20 protein-coding genes and 1 tRNA gene are annotated in these 15,283 nt (G+C 49.0%); 13 read left to right on the top strand and 8 right to left on the bottom strand.

What is annotated here, in order from left to right; genetic code table 11:
- Window positions 1–35: 35 nt before the first annotated feature.
- Window positions 36–1,652: a thiol-activated cytolysin family protein gene (locus Q0090_RS01480; RefSeq protein ID WP_297946760.1), complete on the bottom strand. Its 1,617-nt coding sequence runs from the start codon at window positions 1,650–1,652 to the stop codon at window positions 36–38.
- A 512-nt stretch (window positions 1,653–2,164) separates the two neighbouring features.
- Between Q0090_RS01480 and Q0090_RS01475 the strand changes: the two genes are divergently transcribed.
- From Q0090_RS01475 to Q0090_RS01460, 4 genes are all read left to right on the top strand, one after another.
- Window positions 2,165–2,240 (top strand) — tRNA-Gly (locus Q0090_RS01475).
- A 574-nt stretch (window positions 2,241–2,814) separates the two neighbouring features.
- Entirely contained in the window at window positions 2,815–4,056 is a 1,242-nt protein-coding gene (locus tag Q0090_RS01470) for a nucleotide sugar dehydrogenase (protein WP_297946758.1), read from the top strand.
- Window positions 4,057–4,204: 148 nt separating this feature from the next.
- Window positions 4,205–5,509: a UDP-glucose/GDP-mannose dehydrogenase family protein gene (locus Q0090_RS01465; RefSeq protein ID WP_297946756.1), complete on the top strand. Its 1,305-nt coding sequence runs from the start codon at window positions 4,205–4,207 to the stop codon at window positions 5,507–5,509.
- A gap of 153 nt (window positions 5,510–5,662) precedes the next feature.
- The gene (locus tag Q0090_RS01460; RefSeq protein ID WP_297946754.1) at window positions 5,663–6,802 is read left to right on the top strand and encodes an aminotransferase class I/II-fold pyridoxal phosphate-dependent enzyme; all 1,140 of its coding nucleotides are present in this window, start codon (window positions 5,663–5,665) and stop codon (window positions 6,800–6,802) included.
- A 268-nt stretch (window positions 6,803–7,070) separates the two neighbouring features.
- Here the strand turns inward: Q0090_RS01460 and Q0090_RS07975 are convergent, their stop codons facing one another.
- Window positions 7,071–7,283, bottom strand: a complete 213-nt coding sequence (locus Q0090_RS07975; RefSeq protein WP_007567577.1) for a hypothetical protein — start codon at window positions 7,281–7,283, stop codon at window positions 7,071–7,073.
- Window positions 7,284–7,389: 106 nt separating this feature from the next.
- On the opposite strand from Q0090_RS07975, the gene Q0090_RS01455 reads away from it, so the two are divergent.
- The 9 genes from Q0090_RS01455 to Q0090_RS01415 all read left to right on the top strand — a co-directional run bounded on the left by Q0090_RS01455 (window position 7,390) and on the right by Q0090_RS01415 (window position 11,307).
- The gene (locus tag Q0090_RS01455; RefSeq protein WP_004291538.1) at window positions 7,390–7,800 is read left to right on the top strand and encodes a hypothetical protein; all 411 of its coding nucleotides are present in this window, start codon (window positions 7,390–7,392) and stop codon (window positions 7,798–7,800) included.
- 161 nt (window positions 7,801–7,961) lie between these two features.
- On the top strand, window positions 7,962–8,177 hold the full coding sequence (locus tag Q0090_RS01450; protein ID WP_004291535.1) for a hypothetical protein: 216 nt from the start codon (window positions 7,962–7,964) through the stop codon (window positions 8,175–8,177).
- Between the two features lie 11 nt (window positions 8,178–8,188).
- A complete protein-coding gene (locus Q0090_RS01445) occupies window positions 8,189–8,410 on the top strand; it encodes a hypothetical protein (RefSeq protein WP_004291534.1) in 222 nt (73 codons plus the stop codon).
- Between the two features lie 13 nt (window positions 8,411–8,423).
- Window positions 8,424–8,840 (top strand): PcfK-like family protein, encoded by a 417-nt coding sequence (locus Q0090_RS01440; protein WP_004291533.1) that lies wholly within the window; start codon window positions 8,424–8,426, stop codon window positions 8,838–8,840.
- Window positions 8,837–10,168, top strand: coding sequence for a PcfJ domain-containing protein (locus Q0090_RS01435; protein ID WP_004291532.1), 1,332 nt, complete (start codon window positions 8,837–8,839; stop codon window positions 10,166–10,168). Before Q0090_RS01440 ends, Q0090_RS01435 begins: the two co-directional genes overlap by 4 nt.
- Before the next feature lie 24 nt (window positions 10,169–10,192).
- Complete coding sequence (locus Q0090_RS01430) at window positions 10,193–10,450, top strand: hypothetical protein (RefSeq protein WP_004291531.1); 258 nt, start codon at window positions 10,193–10,195, stop codon at window positions 10,448–10,450.
- A gap of 19 nt (window positions 10,451–10,469) precedes the next feature.
- Window positions 10,470–10,703, top strand: coding sequence for a DUF3873 domain-containing protein (locus Q0090_RS01425; protein WP_004304291.1), 234 nt, complete (start codon window positions 10,470–10,472; stop codon window positions 10,701–10,703).
- Entirely contained in the window at window positions 10,643–10,945 is a 303-nt protein-coding gene (locus Q0090_RS01420; RefSeq protein ID WP_005783104.1) for a hypothetical protein, read from the top strand. Before Q0090_RS01425 ends, Q0090_RS01420 begins: the two co-directional genes overlap by 61 nt.
- Window positions 10,946–10,998: 53 nt before the next feature.
- Window positions 10,999–11,307, top strand: coding sequence for a hypothetical protein (locus Q0090_RS01415; protein WP_004304290.1), 309 nt, complete (start codon window positions 10,999–11,001; stop codon window positions 11,305–11,307).
- A 33-nt stretch (window positions 11,308–11,340) separates the two neighbouring features.
- On the opposite strand, the gene Q0090_RS07970 is transcribed toward Q0090_RS01415, so the two are convergent.
- The 6 genes from Q0090_RS07970 to traN all read right to left on the bottom strand — a co-directional run bounded on the left by Q0090_RS07970 (window position 11,341) and on the right by traN (window position 15,281).
- Complete coding sequence (locus Q0090_RS07970) at window positions 11,341–11,730, bottom strand: hypothetical protein (RefSeq protein WP_004291527.1); 390 nt, start codon at window positions 11,728–11,730, stop codon at window positions 11,341–11,343.
- 64 nt (window positions 11,731–11,794) lie between these two features.
- Window positions 11,795–12,322, bottom strand: a complete 528-nt coding sequence (locus Q0090_RS01410; RefSeq protein ID WP_004291526.1) for a hypothetical protein — start codon at window positions 12,320–12,322, stop codon at window positions 11,795–11,797.
- A complete protein-coding gene (locus tag Q0090_RS01405; protein WP_004291525.1) occupies window positions 12,319–12,822 on the bottom strand; it encodes a DUF3872 domain-containing protein in 504 nt (167 codons plus the stop codon). The genes Q0090_RS01410 and Q0090_RS01405 overlap by 4 nt, the downstream gene beginning before the upstream one ends.
- Window positions 12,819–13,721, bottom strand: a complete 903-nt coding sequence (locus Q0090_RS01400; RefSeq protein WP_004291524.1) for a toprim domain-containing protein — start codon at window positions 13,719–13,721, stop codon at window positions 12,819–12,821. The genes Q0090_RS01405 and Q0090_RS01400 overlap by 4 nt, the downstream gene beginning before the upstream one ends.
- A gap of 7 nt (window positions 13,722–13,728) precedes the next feature.
- A complete protein-coding gene (locus Q0090_RS01395) occupies window positions 13,729–14,304 on the bottom strand; it encodes a conjugal transfer protein TraO (RefSeq protein WP_004291523.1) in 576 nt (191 codons plus the stop codon).
- 2 nt (window positions 14,305–14,306) lie between these two features.
- Entirely contained in the window at window positions 14,307–15,281 is a 975-nt protein-coding gene (traN, locus tag Q0090_RS01390; protein ID WP_297946747.1) for a conjugative transposon protein TraN, read from the bottom strand.
- Between the last annotated feature and the right edge of the window lie 2 nt (window positions 15,282–15,283).

Genomic DNA, 15,283 nt, shown 5'->3' with positions numbered 1-15,283 from the left:
CCCTATTTAAGAGCAATTTAGCACAAATAGAGAGATTATCTTTCAGCTGTTACAACAGGTCTGAAGCGAACTGTGCAGCTGTACTCAAGGATACGATTAGCACGCATTGACATGTCTATCAAAAGCCCTTCCAAAGAGTTAAAATAGAGATCTTGAAGCGTGTACTCCATACGTTGGCTACCAACAGAAGATCCATCAACAACACCTAAAGCACCTGTGTTGTAGAACTGAGTTGTGATAACCACCTTTTGTTGCAAGAAGTCTTTCATCGACATAGAAGGATCACGATTGATCTTCACAGAGATGGGAGAGGTCATATTGGAGATGTTGACAAATTCTTCTTCTTTGTCCACTACAATATGATGCTTCTTGTCAATATTCATGATGGATATAACCTCACCATTAGGCATTTCGATTGTGGCCTTACCATAGATGTGCTTGTTCTTGAGAAGACCTGCACGAGCTTTTACGTCCGTAATCTGGAGGTTGAGGTTAAGAGACTTACAATCAGGGATGAAGTAAGAAGTCGTCTTAGGATACTCTCCAACGAGAAGTACTTTGGCAATAGAATTGTCATGTACATAGCGAAGCGTAAAGGCGATAGGCATAGCCGTAGAGATGGTCATAGGAGAAGCAAGAGATGCCTTCACACCTTCCCATCCATTCGTAAAGATCTGACCATGCTGAGCAGAGCTACCGCCAATAAAGGTGGCTGTTACACGAGCATCAGCCAAGAGAGCGCTGTATTTTGCTTCGAGGTCTACACCCACATTAGCAGCAGGAACCATTACGTTGAGTGCACCCTTTACTACATCTGCAGATTGATTGCTTGATACAAGGATATAAGCCATACGACCATAGCTAACATCGCTGATGTAGACAGGCTGTACACCCTTGAATGCAGCCATATTGGCACTGCGGATGAGCGAACCTTCAGGATCGTCCATAGATACCGTGAATACCTTCTGAACGAACTTACAGAGCACGTGTGACTTGAGACGTCTGTGCTCAACGTCCATACTTGCAGCGATCTTTACGGCTTCAGACTCAAAGCTAGCACCAGCCTTGAAAGAAGCTTCCTTTTCGCTCTTGATTTCCACATTTTCGAGAGAGGTTTCTACACCTGGATCCTTGAAGTCTCTCAAACGCCATTCGTTGAGGATGTTGAGGTACTCGCTATACTTTACGCGATCCAGTGTACGAGAGAAGAAGCCCGGAGTTTCGCTTGTAAGCGAAGCAGAGATCGTGATAGGGTTGTTCTCTACACCACGAACGTGTCTGTACTCACCATGATTGATGTTATCACCAACGAGTACATTACCCGGATAGATAACATTACTATAGGGGTTAAAAAGCATATGCTCGCTATAGGCAGCACCTGCTTTCATCATAACAGTCTTAGAAATTACAACCCCTTTTATTCCATTCTCAAGCTTGTCTTCGATATTATCGATAGGGTCATCATTGGTGGGCTCATCGGGAGGAGGAGTTCCATTGTCGCGAAGCATTCCGGATCCATAAGGAAGCCCTGCGAGCTGACTCTCACTGAAAGGATCATCTAGCCCTTTGGGATTAGACGATGTACACGCAGAGAACGCGAACATCAATGACGCAGCAGCAAACGCCGCAGCAATGTCAAATTTTCTTTTCATACTCTCACTTGATTATCTTGATTATATTGTATCACTTCCTAAACAAGCCCACAGTTGCCTTGTCGTTTACAAAAGCACCTTTCACCGCAAGCGGCAATTAGCAACACACCGCCAGCGACGCAGCAAAGATAGAAAAGGCAAATAAATAAACAAGAGAAAAAAGGGGGACTCTCTATCCCAAAATCGCAATTCGGAGGCCCCTTATTGACAAAATAAAACTCTCAAAGGAAACAGAAGTCAGAAACAAACCCTTCATTTTCAAATGATTAAATCAGAAGAAAAAGAAAAGCAGAGGCCGTACTATAAACAGACTACAGAACGGACTCTCGAGAATTAGGATTCATGAAAATCAGCATCCTCAAATCCCCAATTGCATGTCTTAGAATTCGAAAATGACCCCCTGACCTCACCGGCCTTATGCTAAAGGCATCCATCCTCACGAGTGAACTTTTCCGCAAGAAGTATTGCACAATAAAAATATTGTGTTACCTTTGTGGTCGCTAAAACGATAAGCGGAAATAGCTCAGTTGGTAGAGCATAACCTTGCCAAGGTTAGGGTCGCGAGTTCGAGTCTCGTTTTCCGCTCCAAAGAAAAAAAATTTCCTTCTCACGGAGCCCGTTACTTCTCAAAAGAGGTAACGGACTTTTTTTATTACCCCAATCCGGCTGACGGCCGCCCCTCTTCCCCTAGAAAAGAATTACCCCATCCCGAATAATCACTCACCGCTCAAAAGACACCACACCCCCACAAGGCAATTTTCCACCCTATGCTACGAAAGGAAAAGAAATCAACTAAAAAAGAAGGGATTCTCTGCCTAAGAAATCTTCCGATACCAGCTGATTTTTGGAAAAATCCCAGCTGATTCCCGGAACACTTTCTGGGCAAGCTTGGCCGCAAAAGCAGCTAAACAAAAATCCCAATCCTTCCTCCCCATAAAAGCAGCAATAGTCAGGCTACTCCTCACCTCCGTAGCACTCTCTTGAGGGAACGGCCTATTCCGGCAAGACCGGAGGCAAAATCCCTAGTTCCTTTTGCAAAAAAGGACTAACTTTGTAGCTAGTAAGAATCTAAGGAAACAGCATTTCCACAAACAAAGCAGGATGCGCCCAAACCCTCATGGGGAAGAAACAGTTAGAACGTCAACTTAGAGATTGACCCACAATGGAGATTAGCAAAGCAAAAATTGCCATCATAGGATTAGGATATGTGGGACTTCCCCTCGCTCGCTTATTTGCCTCAAAATATCCAACGATAGGATTCGATTGCAATTCCACATTGGTGGCAACCCTACAAAAAGAGACTGACACGATAGAAGCCATCAGCAGGGCTCAATCTGCGAAGAGAACGGAGCCTAGGAATCTACGATACACAGACCAAATAGAAGAGATCCGGGATTGCAACTTCTATATTGTAACGGTTCCCACACCTGTAGACAACAACAATCGCCCCGATCTAACCCCCCTTATCGAAGCTAGTACCACCATCGGCAAAGTTATTGCCGCCGGAGACATTGTGGTGTACGAGTCAACCGTCTACCCCGGAGCCACCGAAGAAGATTGTATCCCCATCATAGAGAGGGTATCAGGGCTTCAGTTCAATAAAGACTTCTATGCTGGCTATTCACCCGAGCGCATAAACCCCGGGGATCGAGAGCATACCGTAGAAAAAATAAAGAAAGTAACCTCCGGCTCCACGCCCGAGGTCGCAGAGTATATTGACGCTCTCTATCGCAGCGTGCTAACGAATGGCACTCACAAAGCCCCCAGCATCCGAGTAGCAGAGGCCTCCAAAATCGTGGAGAATGCACAACGGGATGTCAACATAGCCTTCATGAACGAAGTCGCAAAGATGTTCGACACAATGGACATTGATACCCACCAAGTACTAGAGGCGGCATCTACCAAATGGAACTTCTTGCCGTTTCATCCTGGGCTTGTAGGGGGGCACTGCATTGGGGTAGATAGCTACTACCTCATAGAGAAGTCGTTGCGACACGGGTACCAACCCCGACTCCTAATGGAGGCACGCGCCGTAAACAACTCCATGGGCGTGTACTACGCAACAGAACTAATCCGGCAAATGATCTTGGCAGGAATCCCTGTAAAAGATGCCAAGATTTTGATTCTGGGATTTGCCTTCAAACCCAATTGTGCAGATATCCGCAATACCAAAGTCGTGGATATCTACAACACGCTACACTCCTATGGCATTGAACAAATCTCGGTATGCGACCCATTCGTATCACCCGAAGAAGCTTACGGAATGTACGGCATAGAGGTAACAAATACAATCCCCTCCTCCTTCGAAGAGTATGACGTGGTATTCCTAGCCGTTGCCCATGCTCCCTTCTTGGCGATCAATGATTATCACCATTTTTACACCCCTCAGAAGAAAAACCTCTGAGAACAGCAAAATCCCAACCAGTATCGACCCGTGCTAGAACAAGGATATTACATTTTCTCATGGCGATCATGATCCTCATAGCAGAATCTTTCCATCAACATTTTGTGGCAAGCGCAGAATTTGCCACAAAACAGAAGCATAGAACATCATGGATATAGCCATTGTAGGAACAGGATATGTAGGGCTCGTAAGTGGAGCCTGCTTTGCAGAGATGGGGATCACCGTCTATTGCGTTGATACGAATGCTCAAAAAATAGAGGCACTCAAGAGCGGGGTTATCCCCATCTACGAGCCTAATCTAGACCGTTTGGTCCTCCGCAATATAGAGGCAGGACGTCTCCGCTTCTCTACCGACCTGCGAGAAGTCCTCGACGAAGTCAATATCATCTTTAGCGCCGTTGGCACTCCTCCCGACGAAGATGGGTCTGCCGATCTTAGCTACGTGCTAGAGGTGGCTCGCACCATCGGGCGCAACATGCAGGGCTATAAGCTCATTGTAACAAAGAGTACGGTACCCGTTGGCACAGCCGAGAAGGTGCGTACCACTATTGCCCAAGAGCTAGAGGCTAGAGGAGTATCCATTGAATTTGACGTAGCCTCTAACCCCGAATTCCTCAAGGAAGGCAATGCGATAGACGACTTTATGAAGCCAGACCGAGTGGTAGTAGGGGTTGACTCCGAGCGAGCCAAAGAGCTCATGACTCAGCTCTACAGACCTATGTTGCTCAACAACTTTCGCGTACTCTTCATGGACATTCCCTCGGCAGAGATGACCAAATACGCTGCCAATGCCATGCTTGCCACGCGTATTAGCTTTATGAATGACATTGCCAATCTCTGCGAAAAAGTGGGTGCAGATGTTTCGATGGTGCGCCACGGCATCGGCTCCGACACACGTATCGGCAACAAATTCCTCTATCCGGGGTGTGGCTACGGAGGCTCCTGCTTTCCCAAAGATGTAAAGGCCCTGATTGCCACAGCGCACCAAAATGGATACGAAATGCAGGTGCTAGAAGCAGTAGAACGAGTGAACGAAAAGCAGAAAAATATCCTCTTCGAGAAACTCTACTCCTACTACCAAGGCGAACTAAGGGGACGAAAAATTGCCCTCTGGGGGCTCGCCTTCAAACCCGGCACAGACGATATGCGCGAGGCTCCTTCGCTAGTGCTCATCGAGTCCCTCCTCAGTGCCGGCTGCCAAGTAGTTGCCTACGACCCCATCGCTATGGACGAAGCTCGTAGACGCCTCGGCGATAAAATTTCGTATGCCCAAGACGTATATGAAACCGTAATTGACGCCGATGCCATTCTACACGTTACGGAGTGGAAAGAGTACCGCATGCCCAAGTGGGAGCTGATACATAAGGCCATGCGCACTCCCCTCTTAATTGATGGTCGCAATGTTTTTGACCCATCCGACCTCTCCGGATTCACTTATCTACACATCGGATAATACTTCTAAGCAGAAAGTCATCACGAATAAATTAATAAACAAAGGAAGAGAGGTCTTATAGCTACCTCAGGCACTGGTCATTTGCCCGAGACCTCAAGTACATCGTACAAACCCTACTCCCCTAATTAGCAACTAACCCAAAAATAACAGCATATGAACAAGCGAATTTGGCTCTCCCTCGCCCAGATGGGAGGCGAAGAGCAGCGTTTTATAAAGGAAGCATTCGACACCAACTGGGTAGTACCCTTGGGGCCCAATGTCAATGGTTTTGAGCAAGATCTCAAACATTACCACGCCTTAAACAAGCAAGAAGTTGTGGCGCTAAGTGCAGGTACCGCCGCTCTTCACCTAGGGCTTATAATGCTCGGGGTAGAGCGAGACGACGAAGTGATCTGTCAAAGTTTCACCTTCTCTGCGAGTGCCAACCCCATTACCTACCAAGGGGCTAAGCCCGTATTTGTAGATAGTGAGCCCGACACTTGGAATATGGATCCCGCTCTCCTAAGAGAGGCTATTGAAGACCGCATCCAAAAGACGGGCAGAAAACCCAAAGCGATCATCCCCGTACATCTCTATGGGATGCCTGCCAAGATGGACGAAATCATCGCCATTGCCCAAGAATACGAAATCCCCATACTCGAAGACGCAGCCGAGGCAATAGGCTCTGAATACAAAGGGAAAAAGTGTGGTACGCTGGGAGTCTATGGAGCGCTATCCTTCAACGGCAACAAAATGATTACCACCTCGGGCGGGGGAGCCCTGATCTGCCCCAACCGAGAGGCTGCCGACCGAGTAACCTTCTACGCTACGCAGGCTCGTGAGCAAGCCCCCCACTACCAACACGAAAAAATCGGCTACAACTACCGGTTAAGCAATATCTGTGCAGGCATTGGTCGTGGGCAAATGCAAGTACTAGACGAGCACATTGCCCGTCGCCGCACCATCCACAGTCTATACAGCCAAGGATTAGGTTCTATCTCGGGTATAGAGGTACAACAAAACCCCTCTACGCAGTTCAATTCCAATTTCTGGCTTACTACAATCCTCATCGATCCTAAGCAGACCGGGTTCGATCGTGAGCAACTACGCCTCCGACTTGAGGAAGGAAACATTGAGAGCCGCCCCCTCTGGAAGCCCATGCACCTACAGCCCGTTTTTGCATCCTGCCCCTATTATGGAGGCTCCGTGTCCGAAGAGCTTTTCGAAAGAGGTCTATGTCTACCGAGCGGGAGTGCGCTTAGCGACGACGACATTGCACGCGTTATCGAAGCAATAAAGAGCTTTACCCGATAAATATCACCCCTCTACCGAACCAAGGGTCGTACTCTGGAGAGAACAGCCTCTCTCCGGTGTGCGGCTCTTTTCGTTTGCCTCAAGGCTAGGGATAGCATACCTCTCCACAGAGGGGCTGAGCTGCAAGGGAGTAGCAACTTTTGCAAAAAGAAGTTACGAAAAGAGTGTAATTTATTGGAAATGAGCGTAGGTTAATTGCTCTTGATAGTAATAGGTTACGATTTAGTTAGTTATCTACTGCATTATCCTTCTGCGCGTTGCGTAACCTTCAAAGAACTCTTCGTATGCAAAAGTAGCTATTTAATTCGAGATTTTGATATAAACTCCCGTTTTTTATCCCCTCATTCATAAGAATTTTCCGTAAAAGCGGTATTGTCCGTCGGCACACCATTGCCCAAAACGAGTTTGGAACAAACGTGTGCCGACTACCGCATAGCTGGAGAAAAGGGCATTGCCTCACGCCTAAACGATGTTTAGACAGATGAAGCAATGCCCCTTTCTTTTGCGCCTATGCCAAGAGGTGCTTTTACGGGTTTTCAAATGATTTTTCTTTTTTCGCTGTCTCTTTTGCCGGAAGCGGAAAGTGAATGCAGAGTGTGTCAGCCTGCCCCATGAATGAAACAGGCGCCCACACACAGCCGGACAAACCGGGAAGAATGATTGTTGCCACCCGGCTGAACAAGTTCCGTCGGATCGGAAACAATCATACTTCCTTTGTTGTGGTTTGCCCTTTTCACGCTTCCGGTGATGTCTTTTTCCTTTTGGTGATTCTTTTTTTTACGGATTTTCCCCTGAAGTTTTTTTCTACACAATCTGCCTCTGTTTTCGTTTACCTCCATTTTGCGCCTTTCAGTAAGCCGCATCAGTCAGTCATTTTCGTTCTGGGCGCAAAGGTAATTCCGGGATTGGACGGGAAAGCAAGGTCAAGCCTCCTGTTTTCGGTAAAAATCTCCAGCCCTGCGGGTAGTATTTTGACCGAAAAACCTTGCATTCCCTAATCCCTACCTTTTCAAGCACCCGAAACGAAAACGACCGATGCGACAGAAAGACGCATAAAAAAAATGTCGGATAAACGAGAGGCAGATAAGATAGTTTGAAACTCAACTCCCTCAGCTCTTGAATCCGCATTAAAAACAAAAAAATCAAAAACAGCGAAGATATGACGGCAACGGCAAATTTCAGACAAATGGCGCAACACATCGGGTTGGCGATATGCGGCTTGATGATGCGCACCGCCTTCGGGGTGTTCGGCATCCTTTGGGGCATCATCAGAGAGATTGTAAACGGAGTGTTCCGAGTGGCGATAGGTGTAATCGTGGCTATCCTTTCCACCATTGCCTTCTTTGGCTTCATCCTTTGGTTATTCACCCTTTAACCCTTACCGACATGGCAAAAAGAAACAGCAAGACGGCAGCGCAGCAGTGCAGATATTACGAGGTGGACAACATCTTCGTGTATATGGTGGAAACGTACATCAACGGCAATTTTGAAACTTTCCGAAGATTGTACCACGAACTGAACAAGGACGCACGGAGGGATTTCATGGACTTCCTTCTCAGCGAGGTAGAGCCGACCTATTGGAGAGAGATACTGAAACAGATAATCTAAAAATGACAGCGATATGAAAGGAACAGACCATTTCAAGAGAACGATATATATGTACTTGGAACAGCGTGCGGAGGAAGATGCGCTATTTGCAAAGAAGTACCGCAACCCTGCCAAGAACATGGACGAGTGCGTGACCCACATTCTGAACTATGTGCAGAAAAGCGGTTGCAACGGTTTCACGGACGGAGAGATATTCGGGCAAGCCATCCACTACTATGAGGAAAACGAGATAGAGGTGGGCAAACCGATGGACTGCCAAGTGGTTGTGAACCACGTTGTGAAACTCACGGCAGAGGAAAAGGCGGAGGCACGTCAGAACGCTGTCCGCAAATACCAAGAGGAGGAACTCCGCAAGTTGCAGAACCGCCACAGACCGTCAGCGAGAAAAGAAAACCAACCCCAACCCTCATTATTTGATTTAGGCTTATGAAACCGAAGACCAAGATACAGAAAGAGGTGGCAAGACTTTCCGCCAACCTTCGCCCCATATCAGCGACACAAATAGATTGGGCATACCGCCACTGCGTTGAGCATATCGGCTACCGCACCAAGAAAGGGAACATCACCTGTTCCGACTGCGGTCACGAGTGGCACAGCGACAGCGGACTATGCGACACCCTTGAAGGCTGCACCTGCCCCAAATGCCATGCCGAACTCAAAGTGCAGGACACACGCAGACGCATCTACAAGGAAACGCAGAATTTCAGCGTGATAACCACCTGCAAAGGGTATCAGGTAATCCGCGTGGCGCAGGTCAGATGCGAGAGCAGGAAAGGCGAACCGATGCGTTTCTACTGCCACGAGGTCGTGCAGCGTTGGATTTCACCCGACGGCAAGGTTACGGACATGGCGTTGCTCCGTGGCTTCCTTTTCTGCTATTGCGATGTGTGGGCATTAGGCAGCGATATGGAGGTAAGACCGCACAACAGCCTATACGATGATGTGGTGGCAAGAAGCTGTGCATATCCAAAGATGAGGATATTGCCCCAACTCAGACGTAACGGCTTCAAGGGCGATTTCCACGGCATCTCCCCCGTGCGTCTTTTCAAAGCCTTGCTTTCAGACCCAAGAATTGAAACCCTTATGAAAGGCGGTGAGATTGAGGTCATGAAACACTTTCTTTTCAATACCCGTACTGCCGATGAATGTTGGGCATCATATCTGATTGCCAAGCGTCACAAGTATCAGATAGACAACCTCTCAATGTGGTGCGACTATCTGCGTATGCTCAAAAAACTCGGTCAAGACCTCCGTAACCCGAAGAACATCTGTCCCGAAGATTTCATGGCGGCACACGACAACGCAACCCGAAAAATTGAAGCCATACACGAGAAGGAAAGAGCCGCAGAGCAACGCCGTTGGGAGATTGAAAGGCGTGAGCGTGAGCAACAGCGACAACTCCAACGAAAGAAAGATGCGGAGGATTTCATCGCCAACAAATCCAAATTCTTCGGCTTGGTAATCACGGACGAGGAAATAATCGTCAAGGTGCTTGAAAGCATAGACGAGTATTACAACGAGGGCAAGACGCAGGGCATCTGCGTGTTTGGCAGTGGATACTACAAGAAAGCCGACACCCTCATACTATCGGCAAGGATTGGCGATGAGATTATTGAAACCGTAGAGGTGGACTTGCGAACCCTCGAAGTGGTGCAGTGCCACGGCAAGCACAACCAGGACACCGAATATCACGAGCGCATCATAGACCTTGTGAACAAGAACGCCAACCTTATCCGTGAGCGGATGAAAGCGGCATAGCATAACCCCTAAAACAACATTGATATGGAAGTAAGAATTGAAAGTATGATTTGTGTGTGGGATGATGCAATCCCCACGATGTTCCTTGAATTTGTGAACCTCCTCACTCTCACAACGAGTGAGGGGGAATTGAGAAAGAGCGTAAAGGAGTTTGCCGAGAAGCACGAACTTGACAAGTTTTTCCTTTACGGCTTCGGCTCACACCATTTCTACCTGCACCAACGCTACACAAGCAACCCCGAAATGGTGATGAAGAACAGAGTTCTGTCAGTACATTTTTAACCATCTAAAAAGCAACATTATGACAACACGAATGACCATCAACGGAGTAAGCACCTGCGCGGAAGCAGGTACGGAGAAATACGAGCGTTTCCAATCGGGTATCGGAAGACGCAGGCGGACACTTGTGCAGTACGACTACCGCCACCCCATAGACAGAGAATTGTTCTCTTGTGTCAAACCCACGTTGGACGAGTGCCGAGCCGCACGGGACAAGTGGCTGAACGCAAAGAAGGGAAAGGAGGACAGACTATGAACACGACCTATCAAACGCTGATAGTCAAGTTCAGCGAACCTATCACGGCATTGGACGGTATCTTTGACGATACCGGAGCGTGGGGAACGGACACCCTCAAGGGGTGGATAGATGATTACGAAAGCACACGTTTCACCGCCACCGACAGCCATACGGCAGTCATCACGAGCGAGTACAATATGGAATGTGTGAAAGAGTGGCTACAACGGCAGACCCCCATTTCCGAAATGCGAGAATTTTGAACGGGATGGCGGTGTCCGCACCGCCAATACTTAAAACCCTAAAAACAAAAGATATGATAGCCAAGACGATATTACAGCAGATAGGCGGAAAACGCTTCACCGCCATGACAGGTAGCCGTGATTTCATAGATATGGGCAACGGCTTACGGATGAGCCTTGCAAGGAACAAAACAAGTGCCAACCGCCTTGACATCATCTATGACGAAGGGGCAGACCTCTACAATATGCGCTTCTACCGCAGGACGTTCAGCAAAAAGACCTTTGAGTGCAAGACAAAGGACATTGCCGTACACGAGGGTATCTATTTTGATATGCTGGAGGAAATGTTCACGATGGTGACGGGACTTTACACACGCTTTTGAGTGGCGGGGCGGCGAGAGCCGCCCTACTTTCTTTCAGTGAGCATGATGGCGGACAAAGAAAGTAGCAAAGAAACCTTTGTCCAATCTGCGATAACTAAAAAATCCGCAAGTAAAACTTGCGGAGGCTATATATTGGGTCGTTATTTTTTGGTGGAGGGGAATGATAATCTCGAACCGTTGAACTACACATTTCTGCTTCGTCTCCATTTCCCCCAACGATTTGATACGTTCAATCATTTTTGTTGTTCCTTTCTGAATTTTCCTAAATACTTTCTTCATAATTTCGCTATACTTTTTATGGTTAATAACTATGTTTTGTATTGCTCTCACAACACTTACAACTTGAAGTGTTATTTGGAAACCGATAGGCAAAAATGGCTCAACGATGTCAATTAACGAGAAAATCCTACGATAATCTATCAAGTGATAGAGCAAAAGACGTGCCAAGTTAAATATGGCACGTCTTTTGCCAGTTTTGTCAGTCCTTTTATGGGATATACAACAGCGCAAACTCCGCCTTTCTCCGTTTGAGCAGCATGGCGTGGCGTTTTCCTTTGTAGTTGCAGAAGGCTATATACTCACGGTAGATGTTCCTGTCACCAGCTTCCAGCTTCTTGATTAAGGTGCTTTTGGGGATTGTTTTGCTGCCTAACAGCTTCGCCGGTCCCACATTGTAAGCTAACGTGCCAAGCAAAATCGAATCAACCCCGAATTTACGGAACATGGCGACAAATTTGCGCAGGTCTTTCCGCAAAAGTTCATCCGCATCCCGTTTTGTCATGGTTCGTGCCGAATACTTCTCGTTTGGCAAAAGTTTGTGACCCCAACCGACGTATGGGTAGTGTTTTTCTGAGTGCCAGCCTTCAAAGTAGCGGCAGCATAAAAAAGCACGTTCCATAAGCGGCAGTCGGTAGATTGCCGCCTGCCCGTCCGTTCCCTCTTGGCGGCTGATCTGCGCGGACACAGAACAGACCGTCAGAAGTGAACAGAGCATTGTCATGAATACACGCATCATTTCAACAAGGGGCTGAAGTTGCCGATGGGAACGATGGTAAGATCGTCGTCCTTTACATTCCTGTTGTTGAAGTCAAATTCCAGTTCGTAGGAGTTGCTAAAGTTATCCTCCACCACCACGATGAAATTATGCGCCTCATCACCCGCCGCCGTGTAGTACAGGCGGAATTTTTCGTTCTCCAGCAGGTAGCGGTCGTTAGGCAGGAAGGTGATGCCGTTATCCATTTTGAGCGAGCCTTCCCCCTCGAACTGGAAATAGCGGATGGTATAGAGCGTACCCGAAAAGTCGCCCTCCTTTTTCAGTTCACAGCGGATTTCCACTGTCTGCCCCTTTACTACCTTGTTCGGCACGGGCATGACCTCCACCGTGAAGGGATAGGACTGCTGGATGTCCATGTCATCGTCACATGACACGAGGGTGAATGACATGGCGGCTATCAGGCATAACGCCACTGCCTTGAATATTGATGTTCTCTTGTTTCTGTTGTTCAGTATGTTCATTGTTCTTCGATTTTTAGATGGTTGTTTTTCTGTTTTTTCGTTGTCAGTTGCAGGTACTCGTTCAAGTCCTTGCAACCGTCATAGAGGGAGGAACGGTCGGTGACACGTTCCCCGTATCGCATGGTAAGTGCGGCAAGCGTCCGCCGTCCGGCTTCGTCACGGTCGAGGAAGCAGCCGATGCGCCCGTATCCGTCCAGCAATCCCGCCGCCTTCTCCACGTTGGCGACTGAGTTCAGCACAAGACAGTCAGCGTTACCGGTTACACCAAGCGTCACGGCAGAGAGAAAGTCCATGAAGCCCTCGAACACGAGGCACTCGTCAGCCGGGATGTCATTCGCCTTTACCAGTGATACAGACTTCGGAGGTATGCAACCCTTGAAATATCGGCTTCTGACTTCATAGCCACCTGCCATGTTCGGAAAGCCAACGGCAAAATACCGTTTCCCACGCACACCGTAGTTCAAGCGGCAGCAGTGACGGGATGCGATGGCGTAAGGGATGCCCCGTTCCTCTAAATACTCCGTCAGCAGTGAGCGGAGCAGCGGAGCGACCTCCACATCCTCAAAAACGGATTCGGTCGGCTTCGAGAGATAGACGGGCTTTTCCCATCCGGCAACCGTCATATTGGCGGCTTCCGCTATGAACTTCGCTTGCTTCATGAAGTCATCGCTTTGCAGAAACTCCCCGGCAAGCGTGAAGATGTCGCCGCCCTTGCCCAAACCGAAGTCGTACCAGAGCTGTTTCGCCACGTTCACACGGAAAGAGGATGTGCGCTCGCCCCTGTACGGGGCAAGATACCACAGCTCGTTACCGCTCCTTCTGACAGGCTCATGCCCCAGCCGTGCGAGAAAATCCGCAAGCGGCATCCTTCTGACAGCATCTATTTCCGTCCTTTCCATGCCCGTGTCAGTTGATGATGAACTTGATACCGACCCCGAACTGCGTGTGGAACTTCCGTGTGTCGCCACCCCAAAGGCAACGCTCCCGCAGGTTGGCAAGCAGGGCGATACGGTCTGCCACGTAACACTCCACATCGAGCGTCAGCGCACCGCCGTAGATGAAGGCGTCCCGGTCGTGCAGCGTGGAGCCGTCATGCAGCACCTTCTTCCCCCAATTTACCGCCTCATATCCGGCGAGAGCCGAAGCCCCGGCATAGACGAAAACAATCTTTCGGGCGTCCGACAGTATCTTGAAGTAATAGCCGCCCTCCGCCGTGAACTGCGCCACGGGTATCTTGGTGTCCTTGTAGGGATTGTTCTTCAACAGGTATTCGCCACCGAACACCCACTTGTTCCCCTTCTTCGTGTAGGTGGAGAGAGCCGCCCCGAAGCTGTACCCGCCGTCCTTGCCGCCGAGATTGAAGCCGTCCGCCATGTCCGCCCTCACCTCGATGCCCTGCATCTTCGGCAGACACCGCTGGGCGTGCGCCTGCCCTGTAAAAAGGGCAAGCGACGCGATGATTATTGCGATGTACTTTCTCATGGTCAGCGTACTTGAAGTTCGTTGATGGTACCCGCGCGTACCAAATCCTCGTTCTCAATCACGAAGGACTGGTGACGGCCGCCGTTCTTCTCGTTCAATTCCACCACGAGGCACTTGTCATCGGGGATGGTGAACTTCGCCATCGTGAAGACCGTGCGCTCGCTCTTTTTGCCCGGCACGAGGGTGGCGTAGTTCTGCGCGCGGAGCGGCAGAATAATCTGCTCCTGCACGGCAGTACGCTTCGCAACCTTCTTGTCCACGATTTTCCAAGTGATGTAGTCCACATCGAAAGGCACGTTGCTCTGGTTCTTTATCTCCGTGTGGAAATAAAGCAAGCCGTTGTGCGTGTAGATGCCTTTCAACAGGTATTGGATGCCGAAACGCTTGCAGCCGATATGCTTCACCTCGCGCTTGTTCTGTTTGTGGATGGACTTCATGATAAGGCGCACCAGCATCGGGCTTTCGCTGCCCAGCTCTTTCAGATAGATTTCCTGCGCGTTGTTCGGGCGGTTCACCGTGCTGCCGTCATGGATGAAGTCGCACATCTCCACGTTGAGCAACAGCGGTTCGGCGGCGTACTTCACGTTGAAGGTGTAGAAACTGCCGTCCTCCGTGATGACGGACATATTCGTTTCGTTGGGAAAATTCCTTACGGTAGCCTTCACACGGATGATGTTCTCCGCTCCGTCGGCTTTCCCGGCAATCAGGTCGGGCGAGCCTAAATCGACATAGCGCACCTCCGCCGGAAAAATGACGTGGACGGTCTTGTCGTAGGTCACTTCCAGACCGTGCGGCGGTATCATGCGGTCGAAGGTCAGCTTGAGTGACAGCCCGTGATATAGGTCGCCGTCCGCCTCCTTCTGCGGATAGACCTCCTTCGTCAAGGTCGGTTGTTCACTTCCGTTGGTCGTTTCAACGGTTACATTCTCCTGCGCGTTGGCAGTTATGATGCCCATAGCGAGGGCAAACATGATGATTA

Source organism: uncultured Porphyromonas sp., assembly GCF_938023125.1.
Classification (GTDB): domain Bacteria; phylum Bacteroidota; class Bacteroidia; order Bacteroidales; family Porphyromonadaceae; genus Porphyromonas.
Note: the sequence above shows the minus strand (reverse complement) of the source record. Positions and strands in the feature narration are given on the sequence as shown.

Coding starts and splice junctions, on each gene's coding strand:
- Q0090_RS01410 (WP_004291526.1), bottom strand. CDS start 12,322: ATGATGCGTGTATTCATGACAATGCTCTGTTCACTTCTGACGGTCTGT.
- Q0090_RS01480 (WP_297946760.1), bottom strand. CDS start 1,652: ATGAAAAGAAAATTTGACATTGCTGCGGCGTTTGCTGCTGCGTCATTG.
- Q0090_RS01460 (WP_297946754.1), top strand. CDS start 5,663: ATGAACAAGCGAATTTGGCTCTCCCTCGCCCAGATGGGAGGCGAAGAG.
- Q0090_RS01470 (WP_297946758.1), top strand. CDS start 2,815: ATGGAGATTAGCAAAGCAAAAATTGCCATCATAGGATTAGGATATGTG.
- Q0090_RS01450 (WP_004291535.1), top strand. CDS start 7,962: ATGACGGCAACGGCAAATTTCAGACAAATGGCGCAACACATCGGGTTG.
- Q0090_RS01455 (WP_004291538.1), top strand. CDS start 7,390: ATGCAGAGTGTGTCAGCCTGCCCCATGAATGAAACAGGCGCCCACACA.
- Q0090_RS01465 (WP_297946756.1), top strand. CDS start 4,205: ATGGATATAGCCATTGTAGGAACAGGATATGTAGGGCTCGTAAGTGGA.
- Q0090_RS01425 (WP_004304291.1), top strand. CDS start 10,470: ATGACAACACGAATGACCATCAACGGAGTAAGCACCTGCGCGGAAGCA.
- Q0090_RS01395 (WP_004291523.1), bottom strand. CDS start 14,304: ATGAGAAAGTACATCGCAATAATCATCGCGTCGCTTGCCCTTTTTACA.
- Q0090_RS01445 (WP_004291534.1), top strand. CDS start 8,189: ATGGCAAAAAGAAACAGCAAGACGGCAGCGCAGCAGTGCAGATATTAC.
- Q0090_RS01415 (WP_004304290.1), top strand. CDS start 10,999: ATGATAGCCAAGACGATATTACAGCAGATAGGCGGAAAACGCTTCACC.
- Q0090_RS01430 (WP_004291531.1), top strand. CDS start 10,193: ATGGAAGTAAGAATTGAAAGTATGATTTGTGTGTGGGATGATGCAATC.
- Q0090_RS01405 (WP_004291525.1), bottom strand. CDS start 12,822: ATGAACATACTGAACAACAGAAACAAGAGAACATCAATATTCAAGGCA.
- Q0090_RS01400 (WP_004291524.1), bottom strand. CDS start 13,721: ATGGAAAGGACGGAAATAGATGCTGTCAGAAGGATGCCGCTTGCGGAT.
- Q0090_RS01440 (WP_004291533.1), top strand. CDS start 8,424: ATGAAAGGAACAGACCATTTCAAGAGAACGATATATATGTACTTGGAA.
- Q0090_RS01435 (WP_004291532.1), top strand. CDS start 8,837: ATGAAACCGAAGACCAAGATACAGAAAGAGGTGGCAAGACTTTCCGCC.